This window comes from Pseudomonas sp. FP818 (assembly GCF_030687335.1).
Lineage (GTDB): Bacteria > Pseudomonadota > Gammaproteobacteria > Pseudomonadales > Pseudomonadaceae > Aquipseudomonas > Aquipseudomonas shahriarae.
The window spans coordinates 536,909-551,855 of sequence record NZ_CP117427.1 but is presented as its reverse complement, the minus strand read 5'-3'; the positions used below and the strand labels follow the sequence as shown (position 1 = coordinate 551,855).

The following is a 14,947-nucleotide window of genomic DNA, read 5'->3' as shown; positions in this document are numbered from 1 at the left end:
CATTCGCGCAAACTTGGTGCCGGCGTTGGCCGGCAGGAAAACTCAAGAAGCCAGTGGCGATACTTGCCAAAGCCCGTTCTGCTGAATCAATTGCCGGTCGCAGTCCGCTTCACGGGCGGCGGCCAATGGCTGCCCAGGCAAGGCCTGGACGACACGCTGACCCTCACTGCGCAACTGGCAGACCTGCTGCCAGAGTGCCGCGTCCGTACTGTCTGGCATCCAGATACCGCCAGACGGTAGCTCGACTTCAGCACGCCCCAGGGTCACCAGGGTTTTCAAATCGGTGGAAAAGCCAGTCGCCGGACGGGCACGACCGAAGTCGGCGCCGATATCGTCATAACGACCGCCCTGGGCGATGGCTTGGCCAACGCCCGGAACAAACACCGCGAACACCACACCGGTGTGGTAGTGGTAGCCGCGCAACTCACCCAGGTCAAAATACAACGGCAGTTGCGGGAAGCGCGCCGACAACTGCTCGGCAATCGCCAGCACGTCGTCCAGGGCCGCCAGCACCGGGGCCGGCGCGTTGGCCAGGCGATCACGGGCAGCGGTCAGCACTTCGCGACCACCACACAGGTCCACCAGCGCACGCAGCATGCCAGCCAGGTCGGCAGGCACGCCTTCGGTCAGGGCGATCACTTCGTCGATGGCCTTGCGCTGCAGGGCATCGAACAACTGCTGCTCCACTTCGCCGGACAAACCGGCCGCACGGGCCAGGCCACGGTAGATACCGACATGCCCCAGGTCCATGTGGACATCCGGCACATCGGCCAGTTGCAGCATCGCCAGCATCAGGCTGATGACTTCAACGTCGCTGCTCGGGCTCGCATCGCCATACAACTCGGCGCCCAACTGGATCGGGCTACGGGACGATGACAAGGCGCGCGGTTGCGCATGCAGCACGCTGCCGGCGTAGCACAGGCGGCTCGGCCCTTCACGACGCAAGGTATGCGCATCAATGCGCGCCACTTGCGGCGTGATGTCGGCGCGAAAGCCCATTTGCCGGCCCGATTGCGGGTCGATGACCTTGAAGGTGCGCAGATCCAGGTCCTGGCCCGCGCCGGTCAGCAGGGATTCCAGGTACTCGATATGGGGAGTCACGACAAACTCGTAACCCCAGCTCTGGAACAGATCCAACACCTGGCGACGCGCGATTTCAATACGCGCAGCCTCTGGTGGCAGTACTTCTTCGATGCCATCTGGCAGCAGCCAGCGGTCTACCGTTGCCATTACGCCATTCCCCTATGACCCGGCCTGCCCTTGGGCGAGCCTTGAGTGAAGCAGAAAATACCCGGCCCCTGCATAAACCACGCGCAAGAGCGACGTGACGAATGGCCTGTAGACGGCCTCGTCGGGCACTTTCCTCGAAAAACCTGTCACGCCTGCAACGCACAACAACAATCAAACATGCAGACGCAAAAAAGCCGGGAATTTCCCGGCTGCCGCATCATACACCCGTTTTCCGAAAGGATCACCCCGCCGAGCGTTTTAGCCGCCCGACGGAGTGGAACCAGCCAGTCAGCGGGTTACTTGGACTTTTCCAGGTAGCGGAAGAAATCGCTACTTGGGTCCAGCACCATGACATCGGTTTTGTTCGCAAAGCTTTCACGGTAGGCACGCAGGCTACGGTAGAACGCGTAGAACTCCTGGTCCTGGCCATAAGCCTTGGCGTAGATCGACGCGGCTTGGGCATCACCATCACCACGAGCCTCTTCGGACTCACGATAGGCCTCTGCCAACAGTACGCGACGCTGACGGTCGGCATCCGCACGGATACCTTCAGCCAGTTCGTTACCCTTGGCACGGTGCTCACGCGCCTCACGCTCACGCTCGGTGCTCATACGCTCGAACACGCTGCGGTTCACTTCCTTGGGCAGGTCAATGGCCTTGACTCGAACATCGACCACTTCGATACCCAGCTCTTTTTCCGCCATGGTGTTCAGCGAACGGGTGATGTCAGCCATCAGCGCATCACGTTCACCGGATACCACCTCGTGCAGGGTGCGCTTACCAAACTGGTCGCGCAGGCCCGATTCCAGACGACGGGACAAACGCTCGTCGGCAATCTGCTTGAGGCCGGAAGTCGCGGTGTAGAAGCGCTCGGCATCCTTGACGCGCCACTTGGCGTAGGCGTCAACCATCACGGCTTTCTTTTCCAGGGTCAGGAAACGCTGTGTCGGTGCATCCAGGGTCATCAGGCGGGCGTCAAACTTGCGCACCTGGTTGACGTAGGGGACTTTCACATGCAGGCCCGGCTGGACATCCGCCTGAACCACACGCCCGAATTGCAGCAACACCGCACGCTCGGTCTGAGCCACGATGTAGAAGCAGTTCCAGGCAGCGATGACCACGACGACGCCCACAATCAGGGCGGTCAGCGATTTATTGCTCATCAACGACTCTCCCGGGAACGTGTTTGCTGTTGCTGCAAGTCAGCGGCCGCACGGGCGCTCGCTTCGTTGGCAGCGGCAGTCGAACTGGCGGAAGACGAAGTACTGCCGGCACTACGACCACCTTCGATCATCTTGTCCAGCGGCAGGTACAGCAGGTTGTTCTGCCCACCCTTGTTGCCGGTCACGAGAACCTTGCTGGTGTTGGTGAAGACTTCCTGCATGGTGTCCAGGTACAGACGCTCGCGGGTGACTTCCGGTGCCTTGCGGTACTCGGCCACCAGCTTGGTGAAGCGGTCAGCCTCACCCTTGGCGCGGGACACGACTTCGTCGCGGTAACCGTTGGCATCTTCAATGATGCGCTGGGCCTGACCACGGGCTTCCGGCACCACGCCGTTGGCGTAGGTTTCAGCCTGGTTGCGCGAACGCTGCTCGTCTTCACGGGCACGGATCACGTCATCGAAGGCTTCCTGCACTTCACGCGGTGCCGCTGCGCTCTGTACGTTGACCTGGGTAACGGTGATACCGGTGCGATAGGTATCGAGGAACCGTTGCAGGCGCTCCTTGATCTCGCTGGCCATCAGTTCACGGCCTTCGGTCAGCACCTGGTCCATCGCAGTGGAACCCACTACGTGGCGCAGGGCGCTTTCGGTCGCGTGCTGCAAGCTGATTTCCGGCTGGTCGACGTTAAGCACGAAGTCCTGCAGATTGCTGATCTTGTACTGCACGGTCAGCGGCACTTCGACGATGTTCTCGTCTTCGGTCAGCATCTGGCCCTGCTTGGTGTAGGCACGCTCACGCGTGACGTTCTCCATGTACTTCTTGTCGATCGGCGGGAAGTAGATATTCAGGCCGGGGCCGACAGTCTCGTAGTACTTGCCGAAGCGCAGCACCACGGCTTGCTCCTGCTCGTCCACCACATAGACCGCGCTGTACAGCCAGACAGCCGCCAGCGCCACGAGGCCCAGGCCAAGCAGGCCGTAGCCGCCGCCCTTGCCTGTGCGACCGCCGTCGTCACCACCACGTTTTTTTCCACCACCGAACAACCCATTCAGGCTTTCCTGCAGCTTTCGGAAGGCCTCGTCGAGATCTGGTGGCCCCTTGCGGTCGCCATTATTGCGGCGTTTACCACCCCAAGGATCCTGATTATTCGAGTTGCCACCCGGCTCATTCCAAGCCATAGCGCTCTCCATCTGATAAAGCAAAGACGCACCCACGGCGCGCCGACCAATGCTACAGAATGCCTGCCACAGCGGCACAACCGCTTTCTCAGGCTTTTATTGCAAAGTGTGTTGTTCGAGGAACTCCGTCGGTACAACGCCCTCACGACTCACCAGCCGATTGAGCTCCGAACGAGGCAAACGAACAGCCAGCAGGCTGACACCCTCTTCGTCGTGTTCTTCTTTCTGTACGGCACCCAGTTCAAAGAACTGAGCACGCAGTCGAGCAAAACGCTGAGGCAAGCGCAAGGTGCCGACGAACAAATCGCCACCGAGCAACTCGGCAATCGCCTGCTCAAGCAATTCCAGACCACTACCGTCCCGCGCCGACAGCCAGACCCGCTGGGGCCTGCCGTTTTCGTCGCGCTGGATTTGCGGCTCCACACCTTCAAGCAAATCGAGTTTGTTATAGACCTCGAGGATCGGCAAGTCCTGGGCGCCAATCTCACCCAGTACTACCATGACCTGCTCGATCTGCAACATCCGGTCAGGCTCGGCCGCATCAATGACGTGCAGCAGCAGGTCGGAGTTGCTCGACTCTTCGAGCGTAGACCGGAATGCCTCGACCAGCTTGTGCGGCAAGTGGCGGATGAAGCCCACAGTGTCGGCCAGCACAATCGGCCCCAGGTCGTCGAGTTCCAGACGGCGCAAGGTCGGGTCAAGGGTGGCGAACAATTGGTCTGCCGCGTACACGTCCGATTTGGTCACGTTGTTGAACAGCGTGGATTTACCGGCGTTGGTGTAGCCCACCAGGGACACGGTAGGGATATCCGCACGGGTACGGCCGCGTCGCGATTGCTCGCGCTGACTGCGCACCTTCTCCAGCCGGCCCTTGATCTGGCGCAGGCGCACCCGCAGCAGACGCCGGTCGGTTTCGAGTTGGGTTTCACCCGGCCCACGCATGCCGATACCGCCACCCTGACGCTCAAGGTGCGTCCAGCCGCGAACCAGGCGGGTGCTCATGTGGTCAAGCTGGGCCAGTTCGACCTGGAGCTTGCCTTCATGGGTACGGGCGCGTTGGGCGAAGATATCGAGAATCAGGCCGGTACGGTCAATCACGCGACACTCGAAAACACGTTCGAGGTTACGTTCCTGACTGGGCGTGAGGATGTGATTGAAGATAACCAGATCGGCTTCTTCGGCATGGACCAGGTCGCGCAGTTCCTCGACCTTGCCGCTGCCAATCAGAAATTTGGCGGTTGGCCGATGACGCGGCACGTTAAAAAACGCGACGGTCTCGGCGCCGGCCGAATTTGCCAGCTCCTGAAACTCCTGCGGATCTTCGCGCGCCTCAGGGTCCTGTCCATCCAAGTGAACGAGGATTACTCGCTCACCACCACCGTGGCGCTCAAAGAACAAAGGAGACTCCTATCAGGCGTTACCTGGCTCAGCGTCACCCTGTTCGGATTCGGTTGCGCTAGGCAGACGAATTGGACGAACCGGCACTACTGTCGAGATAGCGTGTTTGTAGACCATCTGGCTGACGGTGTTTTTCAGCAGGATCACGAACTGGTCGAAAGACTCGATCGTACCTTGCAGCTTGATGCCGTTGACCAGATAGATGGAAACCCCAACTTTCTCTTTACGTAAAGTATTCAAGTAAGGGTCTTGTAGCGAATGCCCTTTTGACATGTGCCGCACTCCTTTAAGGATCAATAATAAAAAATCGGAAAAATAGATAGCTTGTGACCGTCACACCCCCAAGGATAGACGGCAATTGCAAGGACTCAGCTCAATATGGAGACCGTTCCCAAGTATTTCAAGGCGCGTGACAGATTGTCGCAATCCAGACTGTCCAGCCAATGCAGGTCAGTCCAACTGCGCAGCCAAGTGAACTGGCGTTTTGCCAATTGGCGCGTGGCAATAATGCCGCGCTCCTGCATTTCGGCTGACGTCAGCTTGCCATCCAGATGATCCCAGACTTGGCGGTAGCCTACAGCACGTATCGAAGGCAATCCCGGATGCAGATCACCTCTTGAACGCAGTGCTACGACCTCCTCCACGAACCCCTGTTCCAACATAATTGTGAATCTTTGTGCAATTCGTTCATGCAGCACCTGCCGATTCGCCGGAGCGATAGCCAGATTGGCGACAGTATAGGGCAATTGTCCCGGTCCAGAGGTGCCTGCGTCAGTACTTTGCGCAGATTGTCTGAGGCGATGGGCCGTCATTGTCTGGCCACTCACGCGCCAGACTTCCAGAGCCCGGCTCAGGCGCTGGGGGTCGTTGGGGTGAATGCGCGCGGCAGATACCGGGTCAATCGCCGCCAATTGCTCGTGCAGGGCCTGCCAACCAAGGCGCGCAGCCTCTTCTTCGATTTCGGCGCGCACCTGCGGATCGGCGGGCGGCATGTCGGCCAAGCCTTCCTGCAGCGCCTTGTAATAGAGCATCGTACCGCCCACCAGCAGCGGGATATTGCCCCGCGCGGTGATTTCAGCCATGGCCGCCAGGGCATCGGAACGAAAATCCGCCGCCGAGTAGCTTTGCGCCGGATCAATAATGTCGATCAGTCGATGGGGATGGGCGGCTAACAGCTCCTTGGACGGCTTGGCGGTGCCAATGTCCATGTCCCGGTAAACCAGGGCTGAATCGACACTGATCAGCTCACAGGGCAAAACCTTGGTCAGCTCGATCGCAAGGTCTGTCTTGCCGGCGGCCGTCGGGCCCATCAGGAAGATGGCGGGAGGTAGAGAGCTCATCAGCGGCCGCGCAGGAATAGTTTGTCCAGATCATCCAGCCCCATTTGGGTCCAGGTCGGTCGGCCATGGTTGCACTGGCCACTGCGCTCGGTGTTTTCCATGTCCCGCAGCAGGCCGTTCATTTCCGGCAGGGCCAGGCGCCGGTTGGCGCGGATCGCGCCGTGGCAGGCCATGGTGCCGAGCAGTTCGTTGATATGCGCCTGGATCCGGTCACTGGTGCCGTATTCCATCAGGTCCGCCAGCACGTCGGCCACCAGCCGATTGGCCTCGGCCTGCTTGAGCAGGGCGGGAATCTGCCGGATGGCCAGGGTTTCCGGGCCCAGGCGCTGCAACTCAAAACCCAGTTTCTGGAACACCGCGTGGTGCTCCTCGGCGCAATCGGCTTCCCGCTGGCTCACCGCCAGGGACTCCGGCACCAGCAATGGCTGGCCGCTCAGGCCTTCACTGGCCATGGCGATCTTCAGGCGCTCGTACATGATCCGTTCGTGGGCCGCGTGCATGTCCACCAACACCAGGCCGTGGGCGTTTTCCGCGAGGATATAGATGCCCTTGAGCTGGGCCAGGGCATAACCCAGGGGCGGGATATCACCGCCGCCTTCCGGCAGGGCCACTGCGCCCGGCTCGGCACCGGGCAGCGGCGCGAAGAATTCGCGATAGGCCGCCTGGGCCTCGGCCACCGGCACCGCCGATTGCGGACGCGGGGTGTATTGATACTGATAGCCCGCCCCCGCGCCGGAACCCGGCGCCGGGTAACTTGGCTGCGCTTGCGGCGATTGCAGCAGGTTGGCCGCCAGGCTCATTTCGCCCTGGGGCCCGAATTCACCGGCCTCCGGCCCTGTCGGGCGGACGACGGCGGTGACAATCGGCGCCGCCAGTTGATCGTCCGGGCGCACATCGCCCAAGGCGCGGTGCAAGGTGCCATAGAGGAAGTCATGGACCATGCGCCCGTCACGGAAGCGCACCTCGTGCTTGGTCGGGTGCACGTTGACGTCGACCACCGCGGGGTCCACTTCAAAAAACAGTACAAAGGTTGGGTGCCGGCCATTGAACAGCACGTCGCGATAGGCCTGGCGCACCGCATGGGCCACCAGCTTGTCGCGCACGGCACGGCCATTCACAAAGAAATACTGCAAGTCTGCCTGGCTGCGGGAGAACGTCGGCAGGCCGACCCAACCCCACAAATGCAGGCCGTTACGCTCGATCTCAATCGGCAGCGCCTGTTCCAGGAAGCCTGCGCCGCAGATTGCCGACACGCGTCGGGCGCGGGCGGCATCGTCATTGGCCTCGTGCAGGCTGAGGATGGTCTTGCCGTTGTGGCGCAGGTGGAAGGCCACATCAAAACGCGCCAGGGCCAGGCGCTTGATGACTTCTTGCAGGTGATCGAATTCGGTTTTTTCGGCCTTGAGGAATTTACGCCGCGCCGGGGTATTGAAGAACAGGTCGCGCACTTCCACCGAGGTGCCCACTGGATGGGCTGCCGGCTGGACCCGAGGGGCCATGTCGCGGCCTTCGGTTTCTACCTGCCAGGCCTGTTCGGCGCCACGGGTGCGGGAAGTCAGGGTCAGGCGCGCCACGGAGCTGATTGACGCCAGCGCCTCACCACGAAAGCCCAGGCTCATCACCCGCTCAAGGTCTTCCAGGTCACGGATTTTGCTGGTGGCATGGCGTGCCAGTGCCAGCGGCAGGTCGTCCGAGGAAATCCCGCTACCGTCGTCGCGTACCCGCAGCAACTTGACGCCGCCCTGCTCGACATCCACGTCGATGCGCTTGGCGCCGGAGTCGAGGCTGTTTTCCAGCAGTTCCTTGATCACCGAGGCCGGGCGCTCAACCACCTCGCCCGCAGCGATCTGGTTGGCCAGCCGCGGGCTGAGCAGTTCGATGCGCGAAGCGCTGTTCAATACCGATTCGCTCATTACTGTGCTGCCAATTCAGTGCCGGGGATGGTCAACACCTGGCCGACTTTCAGTTCATCGGTTTTCAGGTTGTTGGCGCTGCGCAAGGTGGCGGCCGAGACCTGGAAACGCACGGCCAGCATGGCCACGGTGTCGCCGGGCTGCACCCGATGGTCACGCGGGCCCTGGGCGATTTTCCCGGAGTCCCGCAGCCAGGCGATATAGGTGCCCGGCGGCGGGTTCTGCTGGAAGAACTGACGCACGCCGGAACTGATGGAGCGCGCCAGCGCCTGCTGGTGGCTGGCGCTGGCCAGCTTGTTGGCTTCGTTGGCGTTGGAGATAAAGCCGGTTTCGACCAGGATCGACGGGATATCCGGCGACTTGAGCACCATAAACCCGGCCTGCTCCACCCGCTGCTTGTGCAACGGGGTGACCCGGCCCATGTTGGTCAGGACTTTCTGCCCGACGTTCAAGCTGGAGGTCAGCGAGGCAGTCATCGACAGATCCAGCAATACACCCGCGAGCATGCGGTCCTTGTCATCCAGGGACACGTTGCCGGCACCGCCGATCAAGTCGGAACGGTTTTCGCTGTCGGCCAGCCAGCGTGCGGTCTCGGATGTGGCGCCACGATCCGACAGGGCAAACACCGAGGCGCCAAAGGCGGCCTTCGACGGGGCGGCGTCGGCGTGGATCGACACGAACAGGTCGGCGCCCTTCTTGCGGGCGATTTCGGTACGCCCGCGCAGCGGGATGAAGTAGTCGCCGGTACGGGTCAATTCGGCGCGGTAGCCTTTCATCCCGTTGATCTGGCGCTGCAATTCGCGGGCGATGGCCAGGACCACGTCTTTTTCGTGCTGGCCACGGGAGCCCGAGGCGCCCGGGTCTTCACCGCCGTGGCCGGCGTCGATCACCACGATGACGTCACGTTTGCCGGCCGGGGCTGGCGGCAGCGGTGGCAACTTGACCTGGGGCTGCGCGGGGCTGACCGGCACGGCTGGCGTGGTGGCGACAGAAGGCGCAGGTGCAGGGGCTGGTGCCGCATCGGCAGGGTTATCGAACAGATCGACCACCAGGCGGTTGCCATACTGGGCGTTCGGCGCGAGGGAAAAACTCTTCGGCGTCACGACCTTTTTCAGGTCGATGACCACCCGCAGGTCAGTCGGCGTGCGCTGGGCCGAGCGCATCGCGGTAATCGGCGTGTTCGCAGTGGAGACCTTCAGGGGCGCGGCCAGGGTCGCACCGTTGATGTCAATCACCAGGCGATCAGGCGCCGTCAGGGTAAAGACACTGTGCTGGACCGGGCCAGACAGGTCGAACACCAGTCGCGTGTTATCCGGAGCTCGCCACAGGCGCACACTTTTCACCTGTGAAGCAGCCAGAGCATTGACAGTCATTGCCGCAAGCAACACCCCCACGACAGCAACCAACGCGCGAAAGCGCATACCTAACCCACCCATTATTAGAATTTCAAAGCCAAAGCGGCACACCAGGACTCACTGCGCGCGCTCTGGGACAACAATTTCAACTGACGCCCATGGTTATGCGCAGTAATGGTAATGGTCAGGTCGGGCTTTGGCAAAAAGCCTGTGCCCTTGTCCGGCCACTCGATCAGGCACAAGGCGTCGCCATCGAAGTAATCGCGGATGCCCATGTACTCCAATTCCTCGGGATCCACCAGGCGATACAGGTCGAAATGGAACGCCCGCACCTCACCGATCTCGTAAGGCTCTACCAGGGTGAACGTCGGACTTTTCACTGCACCACTATGCCCAAGCCCGCGAATGATGCCGCGCGACAGCGTGGTTTTGCCGGCGCCCAGATCACCTTGCAGAAAAATCAGGCCCACACCCCCGGTGATCTCGGCAATGCTCTTGCCGAGAGCCACCATGGCCTCTTCATCCGCTATAAACAGCGTTACTTCAGACACGGTGACTGCTCCTCCAACAACTGACGAATGGCGGGAATCAGGTCACTGGCCACCAGGCCGCGACCCAAGGTGCCCTGACGATCGCCCGCCGTGGCGTGCAACCACACTGCCAGGCTGGCGGCCTCGAACGCTGGCATGCCTTGGGCCAGCAGCGCGCCGGTCAAGCCGGCGAGCACATCCCCCAGGCCCGCCGATGCCATGGCCGGATGCCCCTGGTCACAGCGCGCCACCCGCCCATCCGGGCTGGCGATCAGGCTGCCCGCGCCCTTGAGCACCGTGACTGCATTGAATTTCTGGCTCAGCGCGCGCGCCACCTTAAGCCGGTCGGCCTGAACCTCGGCTGTCGAGATCCCCATCAGCCGCGCCGCCTCCCCTGGGTGCGGAGTGATCACGCAATCGGCCGGCAAGGTTACATGGCCTGCGGCCAGCAGGTTCAGCGCGTCTGCATCCCAGACCTGGGGTTGCCGGGCATTGGCGGCCACCGACAGCAGGCTTTTGCCCCACGCCATGTCGCCCAGGCCAGGGCCGACAACCATCACCGAGACTTTTTCCAGCAAACCCATCAACTGATTGGCCGAATGCACGCCGCGCACCATGACTTCCGGCAAGCGGGTCAAAGCGGCGGGGACATGTTCACTTCGGGTCGCCAGGGACACCAGGCCAGCACCGCTGCGCAAGGCGCTTTCAGCACTCAGTAGCGCCGCGCCGCCAAAGCCATGGTCGCCACCGATCACCAGGACGTGGCCAAACTGCCCCTTGTGGGCCTCTGGGGAACGCGCAGCCAGTTGCGGCAATTGGCCGGGCAACAGGGGCTGCACGTCGGTTATTTCGTGTTTTGTCTGCGGCATGCGTCTTCAAGCTCCGATGTCTGGCAGAATTATACGCATCTAACCTGCGGTTTCTCTCGTCTCATGCCTGCTATTACCACCGATCTGCCCGCCCTCGCCCAATCGATCAAAGACTGGGGTCGCGAGCTGGGCTTTCAACAAGTCGGCATCAGCGGCCTGGACCTGGCTGAGCATGAACAGCACCTGCAGCGCTGGCTCGACGCGGGCTACCACGGCGAGATGGACTACATGGGCGCCCATGGCAGCAAACGCTCGCACCCGGACGAGTTGGTACCCGGCACCTTGCGCGTGGTGTCCCTGCGCATGGATTACCTGCCCGGCGATACGCAAATGGCGCAACTGCTGGCCCAACCCGAAAAAGCCTATATCTCCCGCTACGCCCTGGGCCGCGACTACCACAAGCTGATCCGCAAGCGCGTGCAGCAACTGGCCGACCGCATCCAGGCACAGATCGGCCCGTTTGGTTTTCGCGCCTTTGTCGACAGCGCCCCAGTGCTGGAAAAAGCCATCGCCGAACAAGCCGGCCTGGGCTGGATCGGCAAAAACACCCTGGTCCTCAGCCGCAAGGCCGGTAGCTACTTCTTCCTCAGCGAACTGTTCGTCGACCTGCCACTGCCCGTCGACCCGCCCCACAGCACCGAACACTGCGGCCGCTGCACCGCCTGCCTGGACATCTGCCCCACCAATGCCTTCGTCGGCCCCTATGTGCTGGACGCCCGGCGCTGCATTTCCTACTTGACCATCGAACTCAAGAGCGCAATCCCCGAGGATCTGCGGCCACTGATTGGCAACCGCGTGTTCGGCTGCGATGACTGTCAGATCGTTTGCCCGTGGAATCGTTTCGCCCGACCTTCAGGAGAAAGCGATTTCAAGCCGCGCCACAACCTGGATAACGCCGAACTGGCCGAGTTATTTATGTGGGATGAGGATAAATTCCTCAGCAGCACCGAAGGCTCGCCGCTACGCCGCGCCGGTTATGAGCGTTGGCTGCGTAACCTGGCCGTGGGCCTGGGCAACGCGCCTTCCAGCATTCCGGTGCTGGAAGCCTTGAAGGCGCGCCGGGACTACCCCTCCGAACTGGTCCGCGAACATGTCGAATGGGCGCTGAACCAGCACGCGACGCGTCAATGTTCGTCGTTGTAGACGAACTTGGGCATTTCCCAGTGAAAGCGGATGGCCAGCAGTCGCAGTAGAAAACCGCTGAACAGGGTGAGCAGAATCGCTTGCTCGCTGGGCAGTTCGAGGTAGATGCACAGCATGTAGCACCAGGCGGCGAGGAACGACACGCTGGCATACAACTCGCGGCGGAAGATCAACGGAATATCGTTACAGAAAATATCCCGCAGGATCCCGCCGAAGACTCCGGTGATCACCCCGCTGACCGAGGCCACCAGCATGCCGTGCCCCATTTCCAGGGCCGTCATGCAGCCGATCAGGGTGAAAGCCACCAGCCCTACGGCGTCCAGCGCCAAAAACAGTGAGCGCAAGTGGCGCATCAGCGGGGCGATAAAGATCGTCACCAATGCCGCTACCGAGGTCAGCACCAGGTATTCCGGATGTTTGACCCAGGTCAGCGGGTAATGGCCGAGCAACACATCGCGCACCGAACCGCCACCCAGCGCCGTCACGCAGGCGATCAACACCACGCCAAACCAGTCCATGCCACGACGGCCGGCGGACAAGGCGCCGGTCATGGCTTCGGCGGTGATGGCGATGAGGTAGAGCATCAGCAGCATGATGGCGATCCTTGCAAAGAGGCGCGCAGTCTAATCATTTGGCGAAGGCTCCAAAAGGGGGCGCTCGGCGAAAGACCGAGCATGCCCACACGTGGAATGCGATCAAATGTGTGGCTTGCCTGCGATAGCGGTAGGTCAGTCGATACATCCTTACTTGTCCCACCGCCATCGCGGGCAAGCCCGCTCCCACAGGGGATCTGGGCAGGGCACAGAACTTTGCACACACCACACAGCAACTGTGGGAGCGGGCTTGCCCGCGATGGCGCCAGCCCTGGCGCCACGAACTCAAGCCTTGATGAAATGCTTGCGGTAATGCTGCAACTCGGCAATCGACTCGCGGATATCATCCAGGGCCAGGTGGGTGCTGCCCTTATGGAAGCTGTCCTTGACCTCTGGCGCCCAACGCGCGGCCAGTTCTTTCAAGGTCGACACATCGAGGTTGCGGTAGTGGAAGTAGCTTTCCAGCCCCTTCATATGGGTATAAAGGAAGCGGCGGTCCTGGCAGATGCTGTTGCCACAGATCGGCGACTTGCCCTTGGGCACCCACTTTTCCAGGAAGGCAATCGTCTGGGCCTCAGCCTCGGCCATGCTGATGCGGCTGTCGCGCACGCGCTGGGTCAGGCCCGAGTTGCCGTGGGTGCGGGTGTTCCACTCGTCCATGGTGGCCAGCACTGCGTCGCTGTGGTGGATGGCGATCACCGGACCTTCGGCCAAGGTGTTGAGGTTGCTGTCGGTGACAATGGTCGCCATCTCGATGATGACGTCGGTGTCAGGGTTCAGACCGGTCATTTCCAGATCGATCCAAATCAGGTTCTGTGGGTTTTGCATGTCGTGGTTCCTTGGCACCTTGGCGTAGCTGCGCAGTTTAGCAGGCGGGGCGTGCTAGACTCGCGACCGTTTTATCCAACCTTTGCATTATCGACACGGAACACCAATGGCCAAACGCCAGCTCAACCGTCGCCAAAACTGGCGCATCGAAAAAATCCAGGGTGAACGCGCTGCCCGCGCCGCCAAACGTGAATCTTCCGCCGTGGAAGCGCTGGAGGGTGGCGACCTGGGCCCCGAACAAACGGGCCTGGTGATTGCGCACTTTGGGGTGCAGGTCGAAGTCGAGGCCCTGGAGGGCGAGCTGGCCGGCGAAGTGTTCCGCTGCCACCTGCGCGCCAACCTGCCGGCCCTGGTAACCGGCGACAAAGTGGTGTGGCGTGCCGGCAACCAAGGCATCGGGGTGATCGTCGCGCAACTGCCGCGCAGCACCGAACTGCGCCGCCCGGACAGCCGTGGCCAACTCAAGCCGGTGGCGGCCAACGTCGACATGATTGTCATCGTCTTCGCCCCGCTGCCCGAGCCACACGCCAACCTGATCGACCGCTACCTGGTGGCGGCCGAGCACGCTGGCATCCGCCCGCTGTTGCTGCTGAACAAATTCGACCTGATCGACGACCAGAACGCCCCGGCGCTGAATGCGTTGCTTGCGGTGTATCGGCAGTTGGGCTACCCGGTGCTGGAAGTCTCGGCACACCATGGCAACGGCATGGAACAGCTGCAACAGCAGTTGGACGGGCGCATCAGCGTGTTCGTCGGCCAGTCGGGCGTGGGTAAGTCGTCGCTGGTCAACAGCCTGCTACCGGAAGTCGAGACCCGCGTCGGCCCGCTGTCGGAGCTGTCCGGCCAGGGTACGCACACCACCACCACCGCACGCCTGTTCCACTTCCCGGGCGGTGGCGAGCTGATCGACTCCCCCGGCATCCGTGAATTCGGCCTGGGCCACGTCAGCCGCGCAGATGTAGAAGCGGGTTTCATCGAGTTCAACGACTTGATCGGCACGTGCCGCTTCCGCGACTGCAAGCACGACCGCGAGCCGGGTTGTGCGTTGCTCAAGGCCCTGGAAGACGGGCGCGTGCAGCAGCAACGCATGAACAGCTATCGCTCGATCATCGCGAGTTTGCCGGAAAGCAGTTACTGAGTGGCCATGCCTCAATACACTTTAAGTGCAGCCTGCAACCCCCTACTCCATTGATTTAATAGGGGCCGGCATCAAGAATTCAGGACAACTGGGTGGCTCGTTGACACAAGCCAGCTTGAATTCGGAATTCCTGATGCCCATAATCACTCCGTTACCGGCGAAAGTCGGCAGGAGTCTGGATCCTTCCCGGAGTTGATCCAGCGGCGCAGAAGGGGCGAAGCAAGCTCCACTGCGTGTCGAATGAAGCCGCCTTCGGGCGGCTTTGCTTT

General features: G+C 61.7%; 14 protein-coding genes. 2 read left to right on the top strand and 12 right to left on the bottom strand.

Annotated features, from left to right (window positions below; all coding sequences use genetic code 11):
* Positions 1-42: 42 nt before the first annotated feature.
* The 10 genes from PSH80_RS02380 to PSH80_RS02335 form a co-directional block, all read right to left on the bottom strand.
* Positions 43-1,230, bottom strand: coding sequence for an ATP phosphoribosyltransferase regulatory subunit (locus PSH80_RS02380; protein WP_057958153.1), 1,188 nt, complete (start codon positions 1,228-1,230; stop codon positions 43-45).
* A 296-nt stretch (positions 1,231-1,526) separates the two neighbouring features.
* Positions 1,527-2,393, bottom strand: a complete 867-nt coding sequence (hflC, locus tag PSH80_RS02375; RefSeq protein ID WP_017849753.1) for a protease modulator HflC — start codon at positions 2,391-2,393, stop codon at positions 1,527-1,529.
* Complete coding sequence (hflK, locus tag PSH80_RS02370; protein ID WP_057958152.1) at positions 2,393-3,571, bottom strand: FtsH protease activity modulator HflK; 1,179 nt, start codon at positions 3,569-3,571, stop codon at positions 2,393-2,395. The genes hflC and hflK overlap by 1 nt, the downstream gene beginning before the upstream one ends.
* A gap of 96 nt (positions 3,572-3,667) precedes the next feature.
* On the bottom strand, positions 3,668-4,969 hold the full coding sequence (hflX, locus tag PSH80_RS02365) for a ribosome rescue GTPase HflX (RefSeq protein WP_029299582.1): 1,302 nt from the start codon (positions 4,967-4,969) through the stop codon (positions 3,668-3,670).
* 12 nt (positions 4,970-4,981) lie between these two features.
* Entirely contained in the window at positions 4,982-5,242 is a 261-nt protein-coding gene (hfq, locus tag PSH80_RS02360) for an RNA chaperone Hfq (protein ID WP_010221594.1), read from the bottom strand.
* Positions 5,243-5,337: 95 nt separating this feature from the next.
* The gene (gene miaA / locus PSH80_RS02355) at positions 5,338-6,309 is read right to left on the bottom strand and encodes a tRNA (adenosine(37)-N6)-dimethylallyltransferase MiaA (protein ID WP_305419041.1); all 972 of its coding nucleotides are present in this window, start codon (positions 6,307-6,309) and stop codon (positions 5,338-5,340) included.
* Positions 6,309-8,207, bottom strand: a complete 1,899-nt coding sequence (mutL, locus tag PSH80_RS02350) for a DNA mismatch repair endonuclease MutL (protein WP_162947781.1) — start codon at positions 8,205-8,207, stop codon at positions 6,309-6,311. Before mutL ends, miaA begins: the two co-directional genes overlap by 1 nt.
* A 14-nt stretch (positions 8,208-8,221) precedes the next feature.
* Entirely contained in the window at positions 8,222-9,643 is a 1,422-nt protein-coding gene (locus tag PSH80_RS02345; protein WP_115129351.1) for an N-acetylmuramoyl-L-alanine amidase, read from the bottom strand.
* A gap of 17 nt (positions 9,644-9,660) precedes the next feature.
* Positions 9,661-10,128, bottom strand: coding sequence for a tRNA (adenosine(37)-N6)-threonylcarbamoyltransferase complex ATPase subunit type 1 TsaE (tsaE, locus tag PSH80_RS02340; RefSeq protein WP_057437400.1), 468 nt, complete (start codon positions 10,126-10,128; stop codon positions 9,661-9,663).
* Entirely contained in the window at positions 10,116-10,976 is an 861-nt protein-coding gene (locus PSH80_RS02335; protein ID WP_057437392.1) for an NAD(P)H-hydrate dehydratase, read from the bottom strand. Before PSH80_RS02335 ends, tsaE begins: the two co-directional genes overlap by 13 nt.
* Positions 10,977-11,039: 63 nt before the next feature.
* Between PSH80_RS02335 and queG the strand changes: the two genes are divergently transcribed.
* Positions 11,040-12,119: a tRNA epoxyqueuosine(34) reductase QueG gene (queG, locus tag PSH80_RS02330; protein ID WP_305419040.1), complete on the top strand. Its 1,080-nt coding sequence runs from the start codon at positions 11,040-11,042 to the stop codon at positions 12,117-12,119.
* On the opposite strand, the gene PSH80_RS02325 is transcribed toward queG, so the two are convergent.
* Together PSH80_RS02325 and orn are read right to left on the bottom strand one after the other, a co-directional pair.
* On the bottom strand, positions 12,101-12,715 hold the full coding sequence (locus PSH80_RS02325; protein ID WP_169851492.1) for a trimeric intracellular cation channel family protein: 615 nt from the start codon (positions 12,713-12,715) through the stop codon (positions 12,101-12,103). The two genes, queG and PSH80_RS02325, sit on opposite strands and share 19 nt — an antisense overlap.
* Before the next feature lie 282 nt (positions 12,716-12,997).
* Positions 12,998-13,540 carry an oligoribonuclease gene (gene orn / locus PSH80_RS02320; protein ID WP_003188046.1) on the bottom strand — a complete coding sequence of 181 codons (543 nt, stop codon included), beginning with the start codon at positions 13,538-13,540 and terminating at the stop codon, positions 12,998-13,000.
* A gap of 106 nt (positions 13,541-13,646) precedes the next feature.
* Between orn and rsgA the strand changes: the two genes are divergently transcribed.
* Positions 13,647-14,678 carry a small ribosomal subunit biogenesis GTPase RsgA gene (gene rsgA / locus PSH80_RS02315; protein WP_057437388.1) on the top strand — a complete coding sequence of 344 codons (1,032 nt, stop codon included), beginning with the start codon at positions 13,647-13,649 and terminating at the stop codon, positions 14,676-14,678.
* Positions 14,679-14,947: the final 269 nt, after the last annotated feature.

What these genes read in the sequence shown, in the direction of transcription:
- PSH80_RS02380 (WP_057958153.1), bottom strand. Translation starts at nt 1,230, where the DNA reads ATGGCAACGGTAGACCGCTGGCTGCTGCCAGATGGCATCGAAGAAGTA.
- hflC (WP_017849753.1), bottom strand. Translation starts at nt 2,393, where the DNA reads ATGAGCAATAAATCGCTGACCGCCCTGATTGTGGGCGTCGTCGTGGTC.
- hflK (WP_057958152.1), bottom strand. Translation starts at nt 3,571, where the DNA reads ATGGCTTGGAATGAGCCGGGTGGCAACTCGAATAATCAGGATCCTTGG.
- hfq (WP_010221594.1), bottom strand. Translation starts at nt 5,242, where the DNA reads ATGTCAAAAGGGCATTCGCTACAAGACCCTTACTTGAATACTTTACGT.
- miaA (WP_305419041.1), bottom strand. Translation starts at nt 6,309, where the DNA reads ATGAGCTCTCTACCTCCCGCCATCTTCCTGATGGGCCCGACGGCCGCC.
- PSH80_RS02345 (WP_115129351.1), bottom strand. Translation starts at nt 9,643, where the DNA reads ATGCGCTTTCGCGCGTTGGTTGCTGTCGTGGGGGTGTTGCTTGCGGCA.
- PSH80_RS02335 (WP_057437392.1), bottom strand. Translation starts at nt 10,976, where the DNA reads ATGCCGCAGACAAAACACGAAATAACCGACGTGCAGCCCCTGTTGCCC.
- queG (WP_305419040.1), top strand. Translation starts at nt 11,040, where the DNA reads ATGCCTGCTATTACCACCGATCTGCCCGCCCTCGCCCAATCGATCAAA.
- orn (WP_003188046.1), bottom strand. Translation starts at nt 13,540, where the DNA reads ATGCAAAACCCACAGAACCTGATTTGGATCGATCTGGAAATGACCGGT.
- rsgA (WP_057437388.1), top strand. Translation starts at nt 13,647, where the DNA reads ATGGCCAAACGCCAGCTCAACCGTCGCCAAAACTGGCGCATCGAAAAA.